This window comes from Lacrimispora xylanolytica (assembly GCF_026723765.1).
GTDB classification, from domain to species: domain Bacteria; phylum Bacillota; class Clostridia; order Lachnospirales; family Lachnospiraceae; genus Lacrimispora; species Lacrimispora xylanolytica.
Genome location: NZ_CP113524.1, coordinates 3,706,565 through 3,728,557 on the forward strand (window position 1 = coordinate 3,706,565; position 21,993 = coordinate 3,728,557).

Annotated in this window: 19 protein-coding genes; 4 read left to right on the forward strand and 15 right to left on the reverse strand. The window is 42.6% G+C overall.

Annotated elements, in window-relative coordinates:
* Positions 1–32 precede the first annotated feature (32 nt).
* Both OW255_RS17215 and OW255_RS17220 read left to right on the forward strand, forming a co-directional pair.
* The gene (locus OW255_RS17215; RefSeq protein WP_268114769.1) at positions 33–1,826 is read left to right on the forward strand and encodes a sensor histidine kinase; all 1,794 of its coding nucleotides are present in this window, start codon (positions 33–35) and stop codon (positions 1,824–1,826) included.
* On the forward strand, positions 1,819–3,423 hold the full coding sequence (locus OW255_RS17220; protein WP_268114770.1) for a response regulator: 1,605 nt from the start codon (positions 1,819–1,821) through the stop codon (positions 3,421–3,423). The genes OW255_RS17215 and OW255_RS17220 overlap by 8 nt, the downstream gene beginning before the upstream one ends.
* Positions 3,424–3,518: 95 nt before the next feature.
* On the opposite strand, the gene OW255_RS17225 is transcribed toward OW255_RS17220, so the two are convergent.
* From OW255_RS17225 to OW255_RS17245, 5 genes are all read right to left on the reverse strand, one after another.
* Complete coding sequence (locus tag OW255_RS17225) at positions 3,519–3,650, reverse strand: OadG-related small transporter subunit (protein WP_155857681.1); 132 nt, start codon at positions 3,648–3,650, stop codon at positions 3,519–3,521.
* 55 nt (positions 3,651–3,705) lie between these two features.
* Positions 3,706–4,824 carry a sodium ion-translocating decarboxylase subunit beta gene (locus OW255_RS17230; protein WP_024835057.1) on the reverse strand — a complete coding sequence of 373 codons (1,119 nt, stop codon included), beginning with the start codon at positions 4,822–4,824 and terminating at the stop codon, positions 3,706–3,708.
* A gap of 36 nt (positions 4,825–4,860) precedes the next feature.
* Positions 4,861–6,237 (reverse strand): CitMHS family transporter, encoded by a 1,377-nt coding sequence (locus OW255_RS17235; RefSeq protein WP_268114771.1) that lies wholly within the window; start codon positions 6,235–6,237, stop codon positions 4,861–4,863.
* Positions 6,238–6,391: 154 nt separating this feature from the next.
* The gene (locus OW255_RS17240; RefSeq protein WP_268114772.1) at positions 6,392–9,031 is read right to left on the reverse strand and encodes a cation-translocating P-type ATPase; all 2,640 of its coding nucleotides are present in this window, start codon (positions 9,029–9,031) and stop codon (positions 6,392–6,394) included.
* Between the two features lie 200 nt (positions 9,032–9,231).
* Positions 9,232–11,439, reverse strand: a complete 2,208-nt coding sequence (locus OW255_RS17245) for an ATP-binding protein (RefSeq protein WP_024835054.1) — start codon at positions 11,437–11,439, stop codon at positions 9,232–9,234.
* Positions 11,440–11,522: 83 nt separating this feature from the next.
* Between OW255_RS17245 and OW255_RS17250 the strand changes: the two genes are divergently transcribed.
* Positions 11,523–12,209 (forward strand): response regulator transcription factor, encoded by a 687-nt coding sequence (locus tag OW255_RS17250; RefSeq protein WP_024835053.1) that lies wholly within the window; start codon positions 11,523–11,525, stop codon positions 12,207–12,209.
* Here OW255_RS17250 and citG read toward each other — a convergent pair.
* The 7 genes from citG to OW255_RS17285 form a co-directional block, all read right to left on the reverse strand.
* Entirely contained in the window at positions 12,199–13,116 is a 918-nt protein-coding gene (citG, locus tag OW255_RS17255; RefSeq protein ID WP_268114773.1) for a triphosphoribosyl-dephospho-CoA synthase CitG, read from the reverse strand. The two genes, OW255_RS17250 and citG, sit on opposite strands and share 11 nt — an antisense overlap.
* Positions 13,117–13,144: 28 nt before the next feature.
* The gene (citF, locus tag OW255_RS17260) at positions 13,145–14,707 is read right to left on the reverse strand and encodes a citrate lyase subunit alpha (protein ID WP_024835051.1); all 1,563 of its coding nucleotides are present in this window, start codon (positions 14,705–14,707) and stop codon (positions 13,145–13,147) included.
* A 1-nt stretch (position 14,708) separates the two neighbouring features.
* Positions 14,709–15,608, reverse strand: coding sequence for an aldolase/citrate lyase family protein (locus OW255_RS17265; protein ID WP_024835050.1), 900 nt, complete (start codon positions 15,606–15,608; stop codon positions 14,709–14,711).
* Entirely contained in the window at positions 15,608–15,907 is a 300-nt protein-coding gene (gene citD, locus OW255_RS17270) for a citrate lyase acyl carrier protein (protein ID WP_024835049.1), read from the reverse strand. The genes OW255_RS17265 and citD overlap by 1 nt, the downstream gene beginning before the upstream one ends.
* A 175-nt stretch (positions 15,908–16,082) precedes the next feature.
* Positions 16,083–16,622 (reverse strand): citrate lyase holo-[acyl-carrier protein] synthase, encoded by a 540-nt coding sequence (gene citX / locus OW255_RS17275; protein WP_024835048.1) that lies wholly within the window; start codon positions 16,620–16,622, stop codon positions 16,083–16,085.
* The gene (locus tag OW255_RS17280) at positions 16,570–17,943 is read right to left on the reverse strand and encodes an MATE family efflux transporter (protein ID WP_268114775.1); all 1,374 of its coding nucleotides are present in this window, start codon (positions 17,941–17,943) and stop codon (positions 16,570–16,572) included. Before OW255_RS17280 ends, citX begins: the two co-directional genes overlap by 53 nt.
* A 47-nt stretch (positions 17,944–17,990) precedes the next feature.
* Positions 17,991–18,293, reverse strand: a complete 303-nt coding sequence (locus OW255_RS17285) for a hypothetical protein (protein ID WP_024835046.1) — start codon at positions 18,291–18,293, stop codon at positions 17,991–17,993.
* A 171-nt stretch (positions 18,294–18,464) separates the two neighbouring features.
* Here OW255_RS17285 and OW255_RS17290 point away from each other — a divergent pair, with 171 nt between their 5' ends.
* Positions 18,465–19,493: a 3-deoxy-7-phosphoheptulonate synthase gene (locus OW255_RS17290; protein WP_024835045.1), complete on the forward strand. Its 1,029-nt coding sequence runs from the start codon at positions 18,465–18,467 to the stop codon at positions 19,491–19,493.
* Between the two features lie 182 nt (positions 19,494–19,675).
* Here OW255_RS17290 and OW255_RS17295 read toward each other — a convergent pair whose 3' ends face one another.
* Genes OW255_RS17295 through hisF form a run of 3 tightly spaced genes read right to left on the reverse strand, consistent with a single transcriptional unit; the run spans position 19,676 to position 21,991 of the window.
* On the reverse strand, positions 19,676–20,521 hold the full coding sequence (locus OW255_RS17295; protein WP_024835044.1) for an undecaprenyl-diphosphate phosphatase: 846 nt from the start codon (positions 20,519–20,521) through the stop codon (positions 19,676–19,678).
* A 15-nt stretch (positions 20,522–20,536) separates the two neighbouring features.
* A complete protein-coding gene (ung, locus tag OW255_RS17300; RefSeq protein WP_268114777.1) occupies positions 20,537–21,214 on the reverse strand; it encodes a uracil-DNA glycosylase in 678 nt (225 codons plus the stop codon).
* A 15-nt stretch (positions 21,215–21,229) separates the two neighbouring features.
* Positions 21,230–21,991, reverse strand: coding sequence for an imidazole glycerol phosphate synthase subunit HisF (gene hisF / locus OW255_RS17305; RefSeq protein ID WP_024835042.1), 762 nt, complete (start codon positions 21,989–21,991; stop codon positions 21,230–21,232).
* Between the last annotated feature and the right edge of the window lie 2 nt (positions 21,992–21,993).

Genomic DNA, 21,993 nt, shown 5'->3' on the forward strand with positions numbered 1-21,993 from the left:
TTTTATAATACATTACCAAAAATGGAGGCGCAATGAAAACCCACTTTAAAAGCATCCGGTATAAGTTCATTTTTTCCATGACACTGATCTTTCTTCTGTTTGCGGCAATGGTACTTGGCGTCTGGTACCAGGCATTAAAAAAAGAAGCGGCCTCCACTGCCATACATAATTCGGAACATTTACTTCAAGTCTCAAACACCATATTTGAGAATCAGGTGCAGGATATTATTAATGTGGCTGCTCTTACTTCCGTCCGGTCCAGCAACTCTCTGTCCACCAACATTATCACCATATTATCAAGAGATGACTTAAGCGATGCTGACATTGTAAATTACCAGAGAACTGCTTCTGATTACTTAATCAGCCTTTGCAGCTTTAAGAATAATCTAAACGGCCTTATGCTAAGTGATTTTAACGGAAATACCATTACATACGGCCTTCCCTCTTCCTTTGAGACCTTGAAAGAGAATCAATGGATCTCCATTATTAAAGACAGTGATAAAGAACTGATTTTCATACCTCCCCATTTTCCTCACAAATGGTACAATACGAAAAATGATATGGTCTTTTCCGTATTAAAACCGGTTTACGGCTTTAACAATCAGAAGATTGGATTTGTGAATGCGGACATCAGTGCCAGTCTGTTTGAAGAGTGCTTTGATACCAGCTCCACCTCAGCCTCCTCACTGTATGTAATCAATCAGGTGGATGGAAATGTACTGTTTCATCCAGCATTCAATCTACTAAATACAGAGCAAAATGAGCCGGCACTTCCAGAGATTATTGACGGAATCAAAGATAATTCAGGCCATTTTTTCATCACCAGCGATACAGGCGATCGAATGCTGGTGGTATACCATACCTCAAGGCTGACCAATTGGACAACCTTAAATGTAATTCCTGAAAGGGAAATCGTATCAGCATTTACAAAGACGCTCCACAACATCGTTCTCATCACGCTCCTCCTTGTGGCCCTTATGATCGCATGTATCTTTCTCATCACCTCTCTGCTGACGAGGAAAATACGGCTTCTTGCCAATGCCGTAAGACACATAGACGGTGACTGCCTGGATTTTCCCATAGAAATACATACTCAGGATGAGATCGGCGCTTTATCCAGCCAGTTTAAAGCCATGCTGAACCGAATCCGCCATCTCCTTTTACAGGTAAAAAAAGAAGAGGAATCAAAGCACCGTGCGGAAATCGCAGCACTTCAATTCCAGATGAATCCTCACTTTTTATACAACACCTTAAATACCATCAAATTTCTGTCCGCTCTCCAGGGGGCAGACAACATCGCAAAAGTGGCAGAAGCTCTCTCCTCTCTCATGCATACCAACATGGACGGCAGATCTTTTATTCATGTAGAGGAAGACCGTGACTTTCTGACCTCCTATCTGGAGATTCAAAATTACCGCTATACCAATACCTTTCAATACCGCATACAAGTCTCAGAGGAGGCAGGTTCTTATATGATTCCAAAGCTGCTGGTCCAACCCCTGGTGGAAAATGCTATAAAGCACGGCTTAAAAGACAAGGTTTCCGATGGAATTCTCATGGTGGATTATCTCGTTGATGACGGCTTCTTAACAATCATTGTGGAGGACAATGGACAGGGAATAGAGGAAGAACGGATTCATGAAATATTAAATCACAACCAGAATGAGAATGCCGGACACATAGGCATTCACAATATCAGAGAGCGCCTTTCCATGTACTTTTCATCCAGCTTTGAGATGGAAATTATCAGCCAGCCAGGAATCTTCACCCGGTTTGAATTACAGCTTCCCATAATACAAGAAAACGAGGTGGCACATTATGTATAACATATTAATTGTAGATGACGAACTTTTGGTCCGTACCAACATCAAACTGCTGCTCCAGAACTTTTCTCAGGAATTCATGGTCTGTGGGGAGGCTTCCGACGGGCTGTCCGCACTGGACAAGATCTCCCAGACCCATCCTGATATTATTCTTTCCGATATGCGGATGCCAAATATGAACGGCTTAGAGCTTTGCCAGAAAGTAAAAGAATTGTATCCGGAAACTTTATTCGTTGCCCTGAGCAATTACGACGATTATACCTATGTCCGGGGCGCACTGAAAAATGGGGCTATGGATTACGTTTTAAAGCATAAGCTGAACGAATGCTACTTACTCTCCCTGCTAAGCGAACTAAAAAAAAGGTTGAATACCCATAACAAATCAAAGGCATTTCCTGACCGTACCATTTCTGCCCTCAGAGAGAAATTCGTAATTGATCTTTTAGGAGGGGCCTTATTATCAAAAAAAGAGATAGAAGCTAATATCCGTTCTCTGGGAATCTCTCTCTCCCTCACTCAGGTGATACCCATTATCCTGTCGGTTGATGATTATGGAAGAATCGAACACCTAAATAACTATAACCAGCGGAATATATTAAGCTTTTCCATCTGCAATATAGGAAATGAACTGTTAAGCAAATACCCTACCGGGATCCTGGCCCATATTGAGCGGGAAACCTATTGCATCCTTTTATCCTTTGCTCATGAAGCCAGTCAGGCAAAAACAGAAGAGACCATCAGCAGCCTGTTACATCAGCTTTCCACCAATTATAAAAACTTCTTAAATATCTCTGTAAGCTTTTGTGTGGGAGAGCGTGCCAGCCATATTATTGACGTGGGACACGCCTATACAAAAGCCTTAGAGACCATGTGCCTGGCATTTTACTCGGGGAAGCAGTCCATCCTCCATTCTAAGCCTGTTACCAATGCCTCTGCCAGCTTATCCGGGCTTGATTACTCCATAGAAAAGATACTTTTAACTCTGGTATTAAAAGGAGAGTACGAAAAAGCAGAAGGAATCATCAACAAATTATTTCAGGATATGATTGAACAAAAGGAACCTCGTTCCAATGTTCAGATGAAATGCGCAGACCTGCTGAGCATTATCACCAGAATCTCGAAAAAGAATCAACTGGATTTAAATCGAATCATCACGGACAAAGTCTCCCCGGACCAGATATTTACCCAATTAAGTACCCTGCCCCAGCTATGGGAATGGTTCCTCCATTGCTTTTTTAATATGTGTAAAGAAATACAGCTTCAAATGCCCGGCGATTCCAATTATGTAAAATCTGCTATCGCATATCTCAACCGGGATTACGCAAAGCCCATCTCCCTTCAAAGCATTGCCGATGAGATTGGAATCAGTATGGGATACTTAAGCACCATTTTTAAAAGCGAAACAGGACAGGGATTTACCGATTATTTAAACTCCTTAAGAATCGCTTCTGCCATACATCTTCTGGAGCTTGGAGAAAGAGACTTTCATAAGATTGCGGAGAAATGTGGATTTCAGGACTATGCATACTTCTTTAAGGTATTTAAAAAGCGAATGGGTATCACACCGAAAAATTATTTAAGGACTCAGCTATACGGATAATCCAATCATTACACAAAGAAAAGACGACGGAATTTCTTCCGTCGTCTTTTCTACATTTTATTTTTAGGATTCTAATAAATAGACAGTCAGCTAATTTATTTGTCTTTTTTTGGTGCGGTTAATTTTAAAAGCACCTGGGAAATTCCATAAAGCAGAATCATTACAACGAAGATACCGCCCATGCCTACGCCCATCAATTCTAAAGCTTTTGCCATGATATCTGACATAATTACCTCCATCCCCTATCAGGGAAACTACATTTTAATCAATAGTTACGTTAGATTACATGAAGAAGGAAAGCAGAAGTCCACCAGCTACTACTGAAGCGATCTGACCGGAAACGTTAGCACCGGCTGCATGCATCAGGATAAAGTTTGTAGGATCTTCCTTTGTCGCCATCTTCTGAATTACACGGCTACTCATAGGGAATGCGGAGATACCGGCAGCTCCAACCATAGGATTAATCTTCTCTTTGCGGAATAAGTTTAAAAGCTTAGCAAAGATTACACCGCCTGCGGTATCAAATACGAAACCTAACAGACCGAATGCAATGATTAACAATGTCTTAACATTTAAGAACTCGCCAGCTGTCATCTTTGTAGCAATTGTAAGTCCAAGTAAAATACTAATAATATTTACTAATTCATTCTGTGCAGATGCACTTAAGCGGTCCAGCACGCCGCACTCACGAAGAAGGTTTCCGAACATAAGGAATCCGATCAGCGGAAGGGACATAGGAGCTGTAAAACCAGCAACAAATGTAATAAGTAATGGGAATAAAATTTTCGCTGTCTTAGAAACGTCTTTTGGTTCATATTTCATATGAATCATACGCTCTTTCTTTGTTGTCAGCGCTGTAATAACAGGTGGCTGTATGATTGGCACAAGAGCCATGTAAGAATACGCCGCCACAGTAATCGGTCCTAATAAATTTGGAGCCAGTTTACCAGCTACAAAGATACTGGTTGGGCCATCAGCCGCTGCAATAATACCCATAGAAGCAGCCTCTGGAAGAGTTAATCCTGTAACCGCTATAATTAAAACTACGGTTGCGAAGATACCAAACTGTGCAGCAGCACCAAACAACATCATAAAAGGGTTCTGCAGTAACGGTCCAAAATCAATCATTGCACCGATTCCGATGAAAATAAGAAGCGGGAACAATTCTGTTGAAATTCCGGCATCAAACAACACGTTCAGAACACCTTCCACTCCGGTACTTGGTTGTGTAATAATACCGGACATCGGGAAATTAACTAAAATCGTGCCTAGTCCCATAGGAACTAAAAGTGTCGGCTCATACTCTTTTTTGATACCCAGATACATTAGGGCGCAGCCAATTAACATCATAATGGCCTGCTGCCATGTAAACGAGAGTAGCCCTTCTAATAATATGCTCATTTTTGTCTCCAATCTAAATCTCTGCCTGTATTAACTTTAAATAAATAATGGACATGCTCCTGTAATAGCAGCTACAGCAACCATGATAACGAAGATGCCGAGTGCCCATTTTGCGGATTCTTTCTGCCACTCACCCATTTCAAGTCCTGTCATGTTTAACAGCAGGTAGATAAATGCTACCAGTGGGCTTAATAAGTGGAATGCCTGGCCTAACAGTGATGCTACAGTCATGTTCAGTGCAGAGTAGCCATATTTTGCTCCTGCCTCTGCGAATACTGGTAAGATGCCATAGTAATAAGCATCATTTGATAAGAAGAAGGTACCAGGTGCAGAAACTATTGCTGTTACAAGTCCCCACCATCTTCCAAGAGAGGTTGGAAGGGCACTAACCATACTATGAGCTAATGCATCGCTCATACCTGTGTTTCCGAACAGACCAGAGAACATACCTGCACCGATAACCAGGATTACTACCTGTAATGCATCTCCTGCGTTGTCCTGAATACGATTTTTCTGATCTTTAATCTTTCTATAGTTTACCATAAGTCCAATTACTAATGCAACTAAGAAAAGGAAAGAAGATGGAAGTTTATCCATAACTAAAAGTACAACAGTACCAATGGTTAAGATAGCGTTGAACCAGATCAGTTTAGGACGCTTTAAAGCCTCTACTTCTGGGTCAGACTGAGTTGTCTGTGCAAGCTCGCTTGCGGAAAGCTTCTGAATACCAACTCTTTTTCTTTCCTTAAGACCAAGGTAGAAAGCAACACCCAGCATGTAGATAACGGATACAACCATACCTGGAGCAAGAGCTGCAAGTACAGGGCCGCCTTCCACTTCCATAACTGCCATAGCACGTGCAGTTGGGCCTCCCCAAGGGAGTAAGTTCATAATTGTGTTCATCAGGATAATCAAAACGCCCAGGTAAAGCATCTTAATGTTGAGCTTTTTGTAAATCGGGATAAACGCTGTACAGCAAATAAGTGTTGTAGTTGTACCGTCACCATTTAAGGAAACAGCTGCAGCTACGATTGCAGTTCCGACTAAAACTTTAACTGGATCACCGCCAGCAACGCGGATAACAGTGTTTACAATCGGATCAAACAGACCAGCATTCAGCATGATTGAGAAAAACAGGATTGCGAAAAGCAGCATGAATGCGGTTTTGGAACTCTTTACCAGTCCGTCCTGAGACATCTTTCCAAGAGCTACGATCTGATCTCCAATGGATAAAGCATCAGCAGCATCTTTTTCAAGATATTTGGCAATAGGTTCCTTCATTACTCCGGTGAATACACCGATGAGTGAGAACACCAGTGGGACACTAATAAGTGCCGTAAACGGGTGCAGCTTTTTGGTCATGACTAACGCCAAGAACACAATTATCATGAGCCATGCTAAGATAGTAATCATATAAATGATCCCCCTTTTAATATAGATGCATAAGTATCATGTAACCATATTAAACGGAGTTTCTTAAAGAGTAATAAAAACTTACTTAAAATTTTGTAAGATTTTATATTATTTTTAGATTTTTGTAATAATTCTAAATTCTTCTTCGTAAATGTTATCTCCGCTTAACTATCTTTAATATTTCCATAATTGGAATAATTGATACAGCAATTATAACAGCGGCGATATATTCTTTTAAAGAAATGAATTCAAAATGAAATGCTTCTCTTAAAAACGGTACATAAATTACGGCTGTGGTCAGTACAAATGATACGCACAGAGAACCTGTTAAGAAAACATTTCTTGTTTTCAGCTTAAATACGGATTCCGTTCTGGAGCGCATATTAAAGGAGTGGAACATCTCAAGTAAGGAAAGGGCTAAGAATGCCATGGTCATACCGTCCTTGCTTTCTGCAACCTCCCATACTCCACTTTCCATATAGTGACCAACAAAATAAGCCAGTAAGGTAAGAAGAGCGATTACTACACCCTGGAATAAGGTCTCGCTTCCTACTCCATCAGAGAAGATACCATCTTTTGGATTTCTTGGTTCTCTCTTCATGATGTCAGACTCTTCTGCCTCCATACCAAGTCCAATGGCCGGGAAACAGTCTGTAATTAAGTTGATCCAGAGTAAATGAACAGGCTTTAAGATTGTAAATCCTAAAAGGCTTGCAATAAATACAGAAATAACCTCTGCTAAGTTTGAAGATAGCAGGAACTGAATGGCTTTTCTGATGTTGTCATAAATACGTCTTCCTTCGGCTACCGCTGATACGATAGTGGCAAAGTTATCATCAGCAAGTACCATATCAGCAACGTCTTTCGTTACATCGGTTCCAGTAATACCCATACCTACTCCAATGTCAGCTTCCTTAATGGAAGGAGCGTCATTGACACCGTCACCAGTCATGGCTGTAACCTTGGAAAGCTTTTTCCAGGTCTTAACGATACGAACCTTATGTTCCGGCTGAACTCTTGCATAAACAGAATAATTCTGAATGGTCTTTTCCAGTTCTTCATCAGAGATCTTAGATAATTCAGCGCCGGTAATGGCCATTCTCTCATGATCCAGAATTCCAAGTTCCTTTGCAATGGCAACAGCAGTATCTCTGTGGTCACCAGTAATCATAATCGGGCGGATTCCAGCTGCCTGACATTCTTTGATGGCGTCCTTAACCTCCGGACGTACTGGATCGATCATTCCGGAAAGTCCTAAATACACAAGGTTGCGTTCTAATATCTCAGGTTCTGTGGAAGCAGGCTGGCTCTCCCAGCTTCTCATGGCACCGCAAAGAACACGAAGTGCTTTATCTGCCATGGCTTTGTTTTCCTTTAGGATACTGTTGCGGATCTCATCCGTCATATCCACTTCCACTCCGCCGATAAATGCCTTGGTACAGCGTTTTAAAACTTCATCCGGTGCACCCTTTGTAAACTGGATAATGGTATTGTCCTCTTTTTTATGGATGGTGGACATCATCTTTCTCATAGAGTCGAAAGGAGCTTCGCCGATACGAACGAAGGTATTCTTCAGCTCACTTTTATCAAGTCCATGTTTATAGCCATCGTTGACAAGAGCACACTCTGTTGGCTCTCCCACTGCATCCTTACTTTCTGGATCTAACTCTGCATCAGAGCAGAGCGCCATGGCAGTCATAAGCATGTTTTCATCATCTGCAGCATGCTGTACAACCGTCATCTTATTCTGAGTAAGGGTTCCTGTCTTATCGGAGCAGATAATCTGAGTACAGCCAAGAGTCTCTACTGCGGTCAGCCTTCTGATGATAGCCCGCTTTCTTGACATCTTTGTAACGCCGATTGACAAAAGAATGGTAACAACAGCTGCCAGTCCTTCAGGAATCGCGGCAACAGCAAGTGAAACTGCAATCATAAAGGTATCAATCAGTTCCCGTAAATGAATTCCTCTGCCGGAAAGTCCGATTCTGGTCAGATTAACTGCAAACATCAGTCCACAGATAACAAGTACTAAAATAGAAAGAATTTTTGATAACTGGTTTAATTTGATCTGAAGAGGTGTCTCTTCATCTTTAGCCGAATTTAATGCATGTGCGATGTGACCGATTTCGGTTTCCATACCGGTATGACATACAACAGCCTTTCCTCTTCCGTATACCACGGTGGAACCCGTATAGACCATGTTCTTTCTGTCGCCAAGGGCAACCTCTCCAGAACCGTCTCCAATCACGGATTCAATCTTTGATACAGATAAGGATTCACCGGTAAGTGCAGCCTCTTCCACTTTTAAGCTGGCGCTTTCCAAAATTCTAGCATCTGCCGGAACAGAATCTCCTGCCTCTAATAAAATGATATCACCGGGAACCAGTTCCTCGGACTTAACTACAAGAAGTCTGTCGTGACGGATTACCTTTGATGTGGCCGCTGCCATTTCCTGCAAGGATTCAATGGCTGATTCTGCCTTGGATTCCTGATATACACCAAGTACCGCATTGATAATTACAACCAGTAAGATAATGATCGTATCGATCATACTTTCTCCCACATAAAGGGAGGTCGCTCCGGAAATGAAAGCTGCTGCAATCAGAATAATAGTCATGAAATTGGTAAGCTCTTTTAAGAACTTATGAATGAGACTCTCTTTCTTTCCTTCTGTTAACTTGTTCATTCCGTACTTCGACTGTCTTTCCGCAATCTGGGCGTCTGAAAGCCCCTGATGTGATGTCTCTAGCTTTCCTAGCACATCTTCGGATTCCATTAAATATTCTTTCTGCATTTCTTTCTCCTATAAGAACTATTTTTGAATTAATGCTAATCCGGCTTTCTTTCCCGAAGCATTATCTTTTAGAAAAATGCTTCGGTTGATAGGCCTCTTTTACTATAACTTGTACCATTGGTTTCTGTCAATAAATACCAAGTAATCCAGAAAATTTTTGTAAGAATTGCATCTTGCTTTTGTATTTTTTTCAAATCATTCTACATTTTTTCTATACAGTTTTTGACTGCTTTTAAAATTGCCGAGTCAGAAACCGGTTTATCGATATAATCGTCAATGATTTTTCGCCGCTTGGCTTCCACAATTTCCTTAGTCACCCGGTCCGCCATGATAATACGAATCAGTCCTGGGTAGGTTCCTTTTAAGGACATACAGAAATTAGCACCGCTCTTTCCTTCCACATACTGTTCACTGATGACAGCGTCCACCTCCTGCTCCTTTAAAGTTTTCCTGGCTTCTTCAAAATTCATACATGAGATGATGGTCACTTTTAGCTTGCTGAAGTTTTTCTCCAGAAGTTTCAGTACTTTTGGATTGTCATCAATAATAAGCAGCCTTAAATCTCCGTCCCGGTCTCCTTCTACAGTCGGATTCCCTTCGTGTTCCTTTTGTTCATTGACTGGTAAAAAGATATGGAATATACTTCCTACTCCAACGCTGCTCTCTGCGAAGATATGGCCCTTATGTGAATGAATGATCTGTTCTACTAATGATAAGCCAAGTCCTGTTCCTACTCCGTTTTTCTTGGTGGTAAAGAAAGGATCAAAGATCTGCTTTAATGTCTCCTCACTCATTCCTTCCCCATTGTCAAAAACACTGATGCGGATATAGGAATCCCATTCCCCTGATACAGAGGACTGTTTATACTGTTCTAATTCATAAGGCATTACAACCTGGGATTTAATGAAAATCTTACCTTCCTTATGGCCGATGGCATGGATGGCATTCACACAGATATTTAAAATCACCTGATTAATCTGTGTTTCATTTCCAAGGAAGCACTCCTCGTCAAGCTTGATATCTTCTTCTACCTTTACATTGGGCGGACAGACAGAGGTCACCATCTTGGCGGCTCTGCGGAGAACCTTGCCTGCATTTACAGTTTTGTATGCCGTCTCCATATTTTTTCTGCTGAGAGAAGATATCTGTTGTATAATTTCTTTCGCCTTTGATGATGCCTCATATATTTCCATGGCATTCTCATAGCCATCAGAGGTTTCATCAAGCTCCAGCATCAAAAGCTCTGCATATCCCATGATGGGTGTCAAAAGATTGTTAAATTCATGAGCGATTCCTCCAGTCATAGTTCCCATGATCTGCAGCCTTTGCTGGTGTGCAATGGTCTCCTCGCTTTGATGCATTTCTTCCAATATGTTATTAAGCTCCAGCAGATAGGTAATTTCTTCCCGGTCCTTTCTCTTTTGAAGCCATAAAGCACCAATGTAAAACACCATCCCAAGAACCACGGCCACAATGCCAACCGATACAAGTCCCAGCTTGAAAAATCCAGCGGCCACAGGGATATAAATATCATCATAATCAATGACCGCACTCATGACCAGAAATCCCTTTCCAATATAAACGGGACAGAATGCACTGATTTTTTTGACCTCCGGAACGCCAGGGTCTGCCCACCAGTAAGAATAATATTCCGCGACTCCAGTCTCTCCCCGGTTCTGCCTGTCTATCATCTGTTCCAGACTGGTTAAATCTGCTTCGGGGAACATGACCTTTCTGCCGGATATTACATTAATCCCCCATTGGCTTCTCTGAGGGTGTGTCAGTATTGTGCCCTGGGAATCCTTAATCAGCACATATCCATTGGTGCCAAGGCGTATATTAGATACCAGGGTATCGTTGTAGCTTTTGGTGTTAATTAAAATAGATACGGATTTCCCATCCTCAATTTCCTTTTTCACCACCAGATAGATCTCTCCGTTTTTCAGCCTGCACTGCCGAAAGCTGGTGTCCTCATCAATCTCTGTTACGGAATACGTATCCACGATACCAAAGCCGTGAATACTTTTTAAGAGATTGCCGTCCTTATCTTCTAAAATAGCATCATAGACATAGCGGGTATGATAATTGACATACTCCTCCAGAACAGACCAGGTTTTTTCCCCTGTTTTTTTGTATTTTTCTTCCTCCATGGCACAAAGCGAATTGACATCAGCCTGATATCCCTCAATAAATGCTCTTAAATTATCTCCCATGCTCTGGGTGGTTAAAAGCATCTGCTTTTTCTGATTGTCAATAATTGCCTCTTTGTATTCTTTCCATATGCTGAACACCAGGCAGGAAAAGATACCGAGCACAATAATCATAGCCAAAGACATGATAAATGCTCTTCTTTTTTTAATTTCCATTAAAATGTTCATCAATATTCCCTTCGTTTGTCTTTTCGTCATTGACTTGTCTCCAGGTTAATACTATAATATTTTTAGAGTAATTTCGATATATTTCTACAAAAATTTTAATTTTGGGGGAATCTATGTCTGATAAAGTATTAATAGTGGATGATGATCCGGCAGTTTATAAGCTGCTGGAAAAAGTCATGCACAGCAATGATCTAGAAACCACTGTTGCAGACAGCGGCCTCGCTGCTTTAAATTTGTTAAAAAACCATTCCTACGATATCATTCTTATGGATGTTATGCTGGGGGACATGGAAGGCTTTGAGGTCATAAAGAGAATTCGCAGCCAGGGCGACCAGACCCCTGTTATGATCGTAAGCGGGAGAAACGAAGATTACGACTCCCTCTATGGACTTTCACTGGGTGCTGACGATTATATTACAAAGCCATTTCGCCCATTGGTTCTTGGTGCTAAGGTTAAGGCATTGATACGCCGTAACAAAAACCAGATTTTAGACAGCTCAGAGCTGATTGAATGCGGCCCCTTCTCTTACAACACTTCCACCATGCGATTTTATAAAAATGGCGAAGAAATTGTACTTTCCTCCAAGGAAAGCAGTTTGATGCTTTTATTTATCAAACGTCCCAATCAGGTTTTTACCAAGGATATGATTTACGAGCATGTATGGGGAAACAGCATTGCCATAGACGATAACGCCATTATGGTATATATCAACCGTCTGCGCAGTAAAATCGAAAAAGACCGGCAAAAGCCGGCCCATATCGTAACAGTCAGAGGTCTAGGATACCGGTTTATCCCATAGGCCTCTGGCCTTTTTTTATGTCAAACTCGTTAACTTCCGAGAATTCCTTTGATCCGTCCCACAACAGATCTGCCAGAAATATGGTGACAGCCAGAAGATCCGCACAGCCTCCTGCACTGATATTTCTATCTATAAAATCCTTATCCATACGTTTCAGGATAGATACAGCCTCTTCCTGATATGCCCCTCCAGAAGAAAGAAATTCCTTTGCCAATCCCTTGACCTCATGTAATGCCTCCAGGTTATGCCTGGCGATGATATTAGAATCATCCACCTGACTCATCAGAGCAAACAAGGTCTGTAGCTTAACAAGATTAAAATCTCTGCCTTCCGAAATTCCCTTTGCCATTACAGGCAGGGAAATGGTCCGTATGGACTGGTAGCCGCTTATGGCTTCTCCTCTGGCACCCATGGTGCCGTATTTTTGCAGATTTTTCTCTCCATTGCTGGTGAAGTCACGCATCCCATGAACTTCTTTTAATAAGGTATCCCGTACCATAGCCTGCTCCATTTCCATCAGAGAGTATAGGGTTACGGTATCATCCCTCTCAATGCAAGCCCCCACAGCCGCACTGAGTATTCCCATATTAAAAATAAGCCCTTTGTGAGTATTCACTCCAGCAGTTGCATGGTACATAGCCTTTTCTGCATCAATGCCCAACCTTCTAATATTAGAAAATATCTCGAAAGGACTGTCCTTATGCTTTATGCCTTCCTGTGCCATGGCTGCAAAATACGGCTTAAGAGCGTCCGCACTCCGCTCAAAGGTGGATACATCCATATCCTTATGAGCGCCATTGGAGTATAAATCCACCAGACCCGGCTTGGGGGAGGTATATACCTCCTCCAATAGAGCCCGGTATGCCATATCTCCGATTCTTTCGGCAATTTTATCGTTTTTATCCATATCTGTCTCGGAGAAGAGCTGCATATTTTTATTCCTCTGAAAACTCAAACTTCTTAATCTTACGCACAACATCCATAACGGTACCGTCACGGCTTTCAATGATTCCAACAATCTTGTCATCAAACTGAACGCGCTCTGGCTCTCCAACGATAGAGTAAGCAATGTCTCTCAGCTCTTCAATGGTCTTAAATGGAAGATCAACATCTTTCATGCATTCGATTAAATCCTGTCTTTTCGGGTTGATTGCAATTCCATAATCAGTAACAACTACGTCAATGGATTCACCAGGTGTTGTTACAGTTGTTACGTCGGTACAGATTGCAGGAATTCTTCCCTGAATCAGCGGAGAAATAACGATAGTACATTTTGCTCCTGCTGCTGTATCCGGATGTCCGCCCTGAGCGCCGGTAACGATACCGTCAGAACCTACAACTACGTTACAGTTAAAGTTAACATCTACTTCTAAAGCTGCAAGGATAACAAAATCCAGCTTGTTAACGACAGCACCCTTGTTGAAAGGATCTGCGTACTCGCCTGCACTGATACGGAAGTGCTTCGTATTAATTACGGATTCAACCGCACTTAAATCGAAGTCCTGAGTATCTAAAAGTGCATCAACCTGGCCATTCTCTAAAAGATCACACATAGGCTTTGTAAGACCACCCACGCCGAAACGCATACGGATATTTCTTTCCTTCATGATCTTAGCCAGGGATACGGTAGATGCGATAGAAGCACCACCGACACCGGTCTGATAAGAGAATCCATCTTTAAAGTAAGGTGTATTCACTACAAATTCAGTACAGTAATCAGCCATCATAAGCTTACGCATATCACTGGTTGGTTTCGCCGCTCCTGTTGCAATCTTATCTGGATTACCGATTTCATCTACAACTACTACATAATCCACTTTTGTCATGGAGATATGAGCCGGGAAGTTAGGGAACGGAACGAGACAGTCTGTAATAGCGACTACCTTATCTGCATGATCTGCATCGACCATGGAATAGGAAAGAACACCACAGTTAGACTTTCCGCCGATACCACGGCAGTTGCCGTAATCATCACAGGTAGGAGCTCCGATAAATGCAACGTCAATTCTTACTTCGCCAGATTCGATAGCACGAACTCTGCCGCCGTGAGAACGCATGATTGCAAGTCCCTGTAATTTGCCTTCAGAAATAGCCTGACCGATCTTACCTCTAACACCAGAAGACTGAATGTTTGTTATAGTACCATCTTCGATTAAAGGTAATAAAGGATCGTGAGCCTTACCAAGAGAGCTTGCACAGATGGTAATATTTTTAATTCCCATCTTATGAACCTGCTCCATAACCATGTTTACGATATAGTCGCCTTCTCTGAAGTGGTGATGGAAACCAAATGTCATACCATCTTTGATATTACACTTTTCCAGCACTTCACGAATGCTGTTTACCATCTTGCTTCCTTCGTTATTGATTACACATTTGGTAACCGGACCGTCTTTTTTATATTCATATCCATCAAAATGATGGTTTCCCATGAAGGGTTGTTTGCCTGTCAATTCTAAGATTTCTTCTGGAATATCTCTGCCTACTGCATTAATCATCTTATAAATCTCCTTTATACACACCGGAGGCCTTGGCCAGATCTATGGTTCTCTTAGCTCCGTCATAGAACGCAATGTCAATCATCTTTCCATCAACGGTAAATACTCCAATGCCCAATTCCTTTTTCTCATCGATCTCTTTTACAACTTTCTCTGCAAAAATGATATCCTTCTGGGTTGGGGTATAAATCTCATGTACTACCGGAATCTGACGTGGGTTAACGATGGATTTACCATCAAAGCCCATCAGATGAATGGTCTCAACTTCTTTACGGAATCCTTCCATATCATCAAGGTTGGTGAATACTGTATCGAAACACTGAACCTTTGCTGCTCTGGCTGCAATGATCATGTTCTGTCTTGCACCCATTAACTCTACGCCGGTTCCTGTAATACGTGTCTGTAAGTCTTTGGTGTAATCTCCACCGGACAAAGCAATACCGAAAAGTCTGTCAGATGCTTCGCAGACATCAAGAGCTTTCATAACACCTCTGGCAGATTCGATGGCTGCCATAATAAGGGTTCTTCCTTCCGGAATGTTAAAGTCTTTTTCTGCCTGAAGGATCTCTGCCTCAACGGCACGAACATCTTCTGGTGTCTCTGTCTTAGGAATACGGATCGCGTCACAGCCGCCTGCTACTGCACAACGGATATCTTCTTTCCAATAAGGGGTATCAAGGCCATTGATTCGAACGACACGCTCGCAGCCTCTGTAGTCAATTTCCTTTAACGCATGGTATAAGGAGAATCTGGCTACATCTTTCTGATTCTCTGCAACTGCATCCTCTAAATCAAGCATGATGGAGTCCGGTTTATAAATATACGGATCCTTTACAAGACCTGGTTTCTGGGCATTTAAAAACATCATGCTTCTTCTAAGCCGTTTTTTATTCGGATTCATTACTTTCCTGCGCCTCCCCAAAGATTATTCTCAAAATGGTCTGTGGCACGGCTTACCGCACCTTCCACTCGTGCCTTAATGGTACAATCCAGGGCTCCTTTGTCAACAATGGCAATTTTTATATTGTTAATTCCCATATTGTTAAGAGTCTCCATAACCACTTTACGGATCTGGTTCCCGTACTGGTTAATAACTGCGCTTTCAAGCGCAAAATCGATTTTACCATCGCCCGGCTCTACGGTTACCTGACAGTCGCTGGATTCTAATGTTCCTGCCAAAGCTGGTTTTGTTATCTCCATTTTGCTTAAAGCCTCCCTTTTATTTTCGTATGATTTTATTATAATTATGGAATCTTAATCAGGGGAAAAAGGAATCTTAAAATTTATTAAGACAGAAAGTGCTGTAAAATCAATGTATTTATCTGAAAACATTGATATCACAGCACCCTCTTCCAGATATATCCTGAATCCGGATTTAACGTGCCTTTTTCAGCCATGAGCTTATTATGTCCTCGACACGTGCATATAATTCTTCTATCGTATGGCTCCGGCTGCGACCGCAGCTCTTTGCTTCCTGACCGCATAAGAGACATCTTCTGGGTGGCGCACCGAGCTGTTCTCTGCTGATGCCATTTCCTGTCTTATCGTAAACATCCATATCAAAAAGTCTTCCCAGTGGATGGGTTTCTTCTATATCTATTGTCATTTTTTTAATGAAAACAGGATCATCACTTTTTACTGCAAAAATTTTTAAACAGCCCTCTTTTTTTATCACTTCACGTTCACCTTCCAGCACAAGCTCACGGACATCTAATGCCTCCTTAATGGCTTGTCCGCCTTCAAAAAAAGCCTTTAAGATACCAGGGGAGTTTTTCTTCGGCCCAGGTATGTTCATTCCCAGGGCCACGATGACTGCTTCTTTATGAGCCTCTCTCATCTCTTCCTGCATCCTTACTTTATCTTCACGGAAGGAGAGCATCTCTTCCAAGGTCACAAGCTCTTGTTTGTTTTCCATCATAATTCTCCTTTCCTATCTTTCTGATTTTTGCTGCCAAAGGTATTACCATTAAAATCCACACAATTGGTTCTGCCACAATAATACCCATATAGTTTAAGACCGGAGCCAGGAACATGGCAATGGCCACCTTTCCCACAAGCTCAATAAAGCTTGACACCACCGGCGTCTTATGATCCCCGGTTCCCTGTAAGGTGTTACGGAAAATGGATATGGAGGCAGCCACCATGTAAAACAGGGAATTGATTCTTAAATAAAGGGAAGCCGTTTTTAGCACTTCTTTATTATAGGTGCCAGTTACCATATTAATCAGATGGGGTGCTGCCAGATAGCTTAAGAGTACCATACCTCCAGACCAGATAAAGGTCAGGGTCAGAGCTGTTTTAAGCCCCAAACGAATTCTGTCGGTTCTTCCTGCTCCCATATTCTGACCGCAGAAGGTTGCCATGGTGACCCCCATAACAGAAAAAGGAAGCATAAAAAATTCAGTGATTTTCCTGGCCGCTGTATGGGCCACAATAATATCCATGCCAAAGGTATTGATGACTCTTTGAAGAGACAGGGTCCCGAAAAATACCAGTGACATCATAAGAGCCATGGAAAGTCCGGAAGCATATAGCTCCCTGGCCTCCGATAAGGTGATTTTAAAGTCCCCTAAACGAAACCGGAACACAGGATATCTCTTTACCATATAGAACAGGCATAACAAGGCGGCGGCCGACTGGGAAATGACGGTGGCAATAGCGGCCCCGCCGACTCCCATTTTAAAATGGTACACAAATAAGATGGCGAGAAATATGTTTAAAAGGCTGGAGCCCATTAAAAACATAAGGGGAGCCGCCGTATCTCCCACGGACCTAAGAATATTGGCGCATGCGTTATAAAGCATGGTCATGACCATTCCAAGGAGAATGATCCTGATATAGGCCTTGGCATCGGATAATAGTTCCTGAGGTACATTTAACAGCTTTAAGAAGATATTTAATCCGCCCACGCATATAAGAGTAAGAAAAAGAGAGGTCAGGGTTCCCAGGAGAAGACCTCCTGCCGAATACCGCCTGACTCCCTCTTTTTCTCCAGCTCCAAAGCTTTTTGCAGTGAGCAGTGCAAAGCCTCCGGTGAGGCCGGATAAAAAGCCTATAAATAAAGTGCTGATGGAGGTTGTCGCCCCGACGGCTGCCAGAGCACCTTCTCCTAAAATACTTCCTACGATTCTTGTATCGGCCAAGCTGTAAAAAAGCTGAAAGACATTGCCAAGAGCCACCGGCACAGCAAATGTCAGCATGATTTTAGCTGGATTTCCTTTTGTTAAGTCTTTCATGACTTTTCTCCTTTATGTGTACTACCGCGAAATCCAAGAGTATGTGTTTACAAAGACTGAGATCTGGAAAAATCTGCAAACCCCTGAGCCAAAGGATAAGGGGCACTGTTTTTAAGGGGAGCCGTTATGGTTCCCTTTACATAAAAGCTAAAGGCCGGCCGGCGGTTGTTTGTCTTATTTAAATTCTTAATAAGCCTCTGGCTTCTGCCCAGTTCTCCTATGTATACCCCATTCTGATTATAAATCTCCGTTCCATAAAATCTGCCCAGGATGGTTCCGTCGCATGCCACCAGATAATCTTTCTGCCGGACGCCTACATAGCTGCCTTCCCAACTCCAGTATCTTACCATTCTTTCAACACCTTTCCTGTTTTATTATGTAACATCATACACCATTCCTTGCAAAAAAGAAACACTCCTGCCTTAAGACATTGATAAATTTTAAACCTTTACTGGATTTTTCTTTTCATCTGTTATATAATACTGCAAAATACAGAATATACGCATACACAGGAGGACATTATGGGATTTCAATATATTAACAACCTGCCAAGCCCGGAAGAAATCAAGGACCGCTTTCCACTTCCGGCCGAATTTAAAGCCCTTAAGCTAGAGCGGGACCAGGCCATCAGCGACGTATTTACTGGAAAAAGCGACAAATTCCTTGTTATCATTGGACCCTGTTCTGCTGATAATGAGGACTCTGTATCAGATTACGTAAATCGGCTCACAAAGGTACAGGAAAAGACAAAGGACCGTCTGATCCTGATTCCAAGAATCTATACCAACAAACCTCGTACGACCGGAGAAGGTTATAAGGGCATGCTTCACCAGCCAGATCCGGAAAAAAAGCCGGACATGCACGAGGGTCTTATCGCCATTCGTAAAATGCACATGAAGGTATTAACAGAAACTGGCTTATCCACTGCTGACGAGATGCTCTATCCGGAGAACTTAACTTATCTTGACGATATTATGTCCTACATCGCCATTGGTGCCCGCTCTGTGGAGAACCAGCAGCACCGCCTCACTTCCAGCGGATGTGACGTGGCAGTCGGCATGAAGAATCCAACCAGCGGAGATATGTCCGTTATGTTAAACTCTGTGGTAGCCGCCCAGCAGCCTCATGATTTCACCTATCGGGGCTTTGAGGTAAAAAGCAGCGGAAACCCACTGGCCCACACGATTTTAAGAGGTGCTGTCAATAAGCATGGACAGTGCATTCCCAACTATCATTTTGAAGATCTCTACCTTCTTCATGAGATGTATGGAAGGCGCAACCTGGCTAATCCAGCCTGCATCGTAGATGCCAACCATTCAAATTCCAATAAGAAATACAAGGAGCAGATCCGTATCTCCAAGGAAGTTCTTCACAGCCGCAGACATTCCAAAGAGATTCACACTCTGGTAAAAGGCCTGATGATTGAAAGTTATATCGAGCCAGGCGCTCAGAAGGTGGGTGACGGCTGCTACGGAAAATCCATTACAGACCCTTGTCTTGGCTGGGATGATTCCGAACGTCTGCTTTATGAAATTGCTGATCTGATCTAAGGACAGCGACTGGATACCCGTCCAAAATAAGGGACTGATGCAAAGAGGCTTTGAAGATATACCATATACAAAAATACGCCTTGATTCGGATTATAAAGTCCGAATCAAGGCGTATTTTCATGTGAACCATATATTAAGTTTTCTATACAAAATGCAATCACCGCTTCATTTAGAAGCTTCCCTTACAGGCCAAGTACTGCTGATACGGTGAAATATAAAATCACCACAACGCCCAGTACAATTCTGTAATATCCAAAGAATTTAAAATCATGCTGTCTGATGTAACCCATTAAGAACTTAATGGCATACACAGAAACAACAAAGGCAACTACCATACCCATGATGAGGTAGAAAACCTGGGCGCCGCTGAATACTGAACCATTGACCAGGTATTTTACAATTTTCAAAAGGCTTGCACCAAACATAACCGGGATTCCAAGGAAAAAGGAAAATTCTGCAGATGCCGCTCTGGAACACCCCAGGATCATGGCACCAAGGATGGTGGAACCGGAACGGGACGTTCCCGGAATAAGAGCCAGAAGCTGGAACAGTCCGATATAAAGGGCTGTCTGGAAGGAGATATCTCCTACCTTCTGCACATCAAAGGTTTTATACTGGTTCCTGTTTTCAATGATAAGAAACAGAACACCGTAAATAATCAGGGTGGCAGCAACCACATATCCATTCATCAGATACTCATCAAGAATATCATCTACCAGTAAACCAATTACCGCAGCCGGTATACAGGCAAGCACAATCTTGCTCCACAAAACCAGAGTAGCTGTTCTTTGGGCTGGTTTTTTCTTTAGGGAAAAAGGATTCAGCTTATCAAAGTAAAGCACAACCACTGCAAGAATCGCACCCAGCTGAATGACAACTAAAAACATGTTTTTAAAGGCTGCCGGCTGGTTTAGATGAATGATTTCATCCACCAGAATCATGTGACCGGTACTGCTAATTGGAAGCCACTCTGTAAATCCTTCTACAATTCCCAGTACCAGAACTTTTAAAATTTCTAAAATATTCATTGCATTTCCTCTGCTCTATTTTATATTTTCTATCTGCCAGTCAATCGGCTCCACTCCATTGGCCTCTAAAAAGGCATTGGACTTGCTAAAATGCTTACAGCCAAAAAATCCCCGGTATGCGGAAAGCGGACTGGGATGAGGCGCTTCCAGTATTAAGTGCTTTGGATTATTAAGCATTGCTTTTTTATTCTGGGCAGGACGGCCCCAAAGAAGAAATACGATCGGATGGTCCTGTTCATTTAAAATACGGATGGCTGCATCGGTAAACTTCTCCCAACCGATTCCCTGATGGGAGTTGGCCGCATGGGCACGAACGGTAAGGACCGTATTTAAAAGCATGACTCCCTGATCCGACCATTTCTTCAAGTATCCATGACTGGGTATCTCACATCCCAAGTCTTCCCTAAGCTCCTGATAGATATTTACCAGAGACGGCGGAATATCCACTTCAGGCTTTACGGAAAAGCAAAGGCCGTGGGCCTGACCATGATTGTGGTAAGGATCCTGACCTAAGATCACTGCCTTTACCTTGGAAAGAGGCGTGAACTGAAACGCATTGAAGATATCATCAGGCTCCGGGAAAACAAGCCCTTTCTCATATTCTTCTTTCACCTTCTGATAAAGTTCCCTGTAATACGGCTTTTTAAACTCCTCACTTAACGGGGACAGCCAGTCATTGTCAATTGCTCCCATGTTTTCTCCTTTGCATTAAATCCTAACTGGTATCTCTAACTCATTTAAATATCGTTTTAAATCCATAATTTCCATTTCTTTGTAGTGAAACAGGGAAGCTGCCAGTGCGGCATCAGCCATCCCTTCGGTTAAGGCATCACGGAAATGCTCCATGGTTCCTGCCCCGCCAGAGGCGATAACTGGAACAGAAACATTCTCTGCTATGATGCGGTTTAACTCGTTGTCGTAACCTGCTTTTGTACCATCGCAGTCCATGCTGGTTAAAAGGATTTCTCCAGCACCAAGCCGGTCTGCCTCTCTTGCCCACTCAATGGCATCAAGTCCGGTATCGACCCTGCCGCCGTTTTTATAAACGCTCCAGCCGCTTCCGTCCTTCCGCCTTCTGGCATCAATGGCAACCACTACACATTGACGTCCAAACTTATCGGCGGCGTCAGAAATGAGCCTTGGCGTATTGATTGCAGATGAATTAATGGAAATCTTATCGGCACCTTCTCTTAAAAGCATCTTAAAGTCGTCTACCGTGCGGATGCCGCCGCCTACGGTAAATGGAATGAACACCTTCTCAGCCACCCGGCGGACCATATCCACTACCGTATTTCGGTTATCCGAGGAGGCGGTGATATCTAAAAATACCAGCTCATCCGCTCCTGCCTTATCGTAGGCTGCTGCAATCTCAACGGGATCGCCTGCATCCTTTAAGTCCACGAAATTTACTCCCTTTACCACTCTTGCGTTATGTACATCCAGGCATGGTATGATTCTCTTCGTTAGCATCC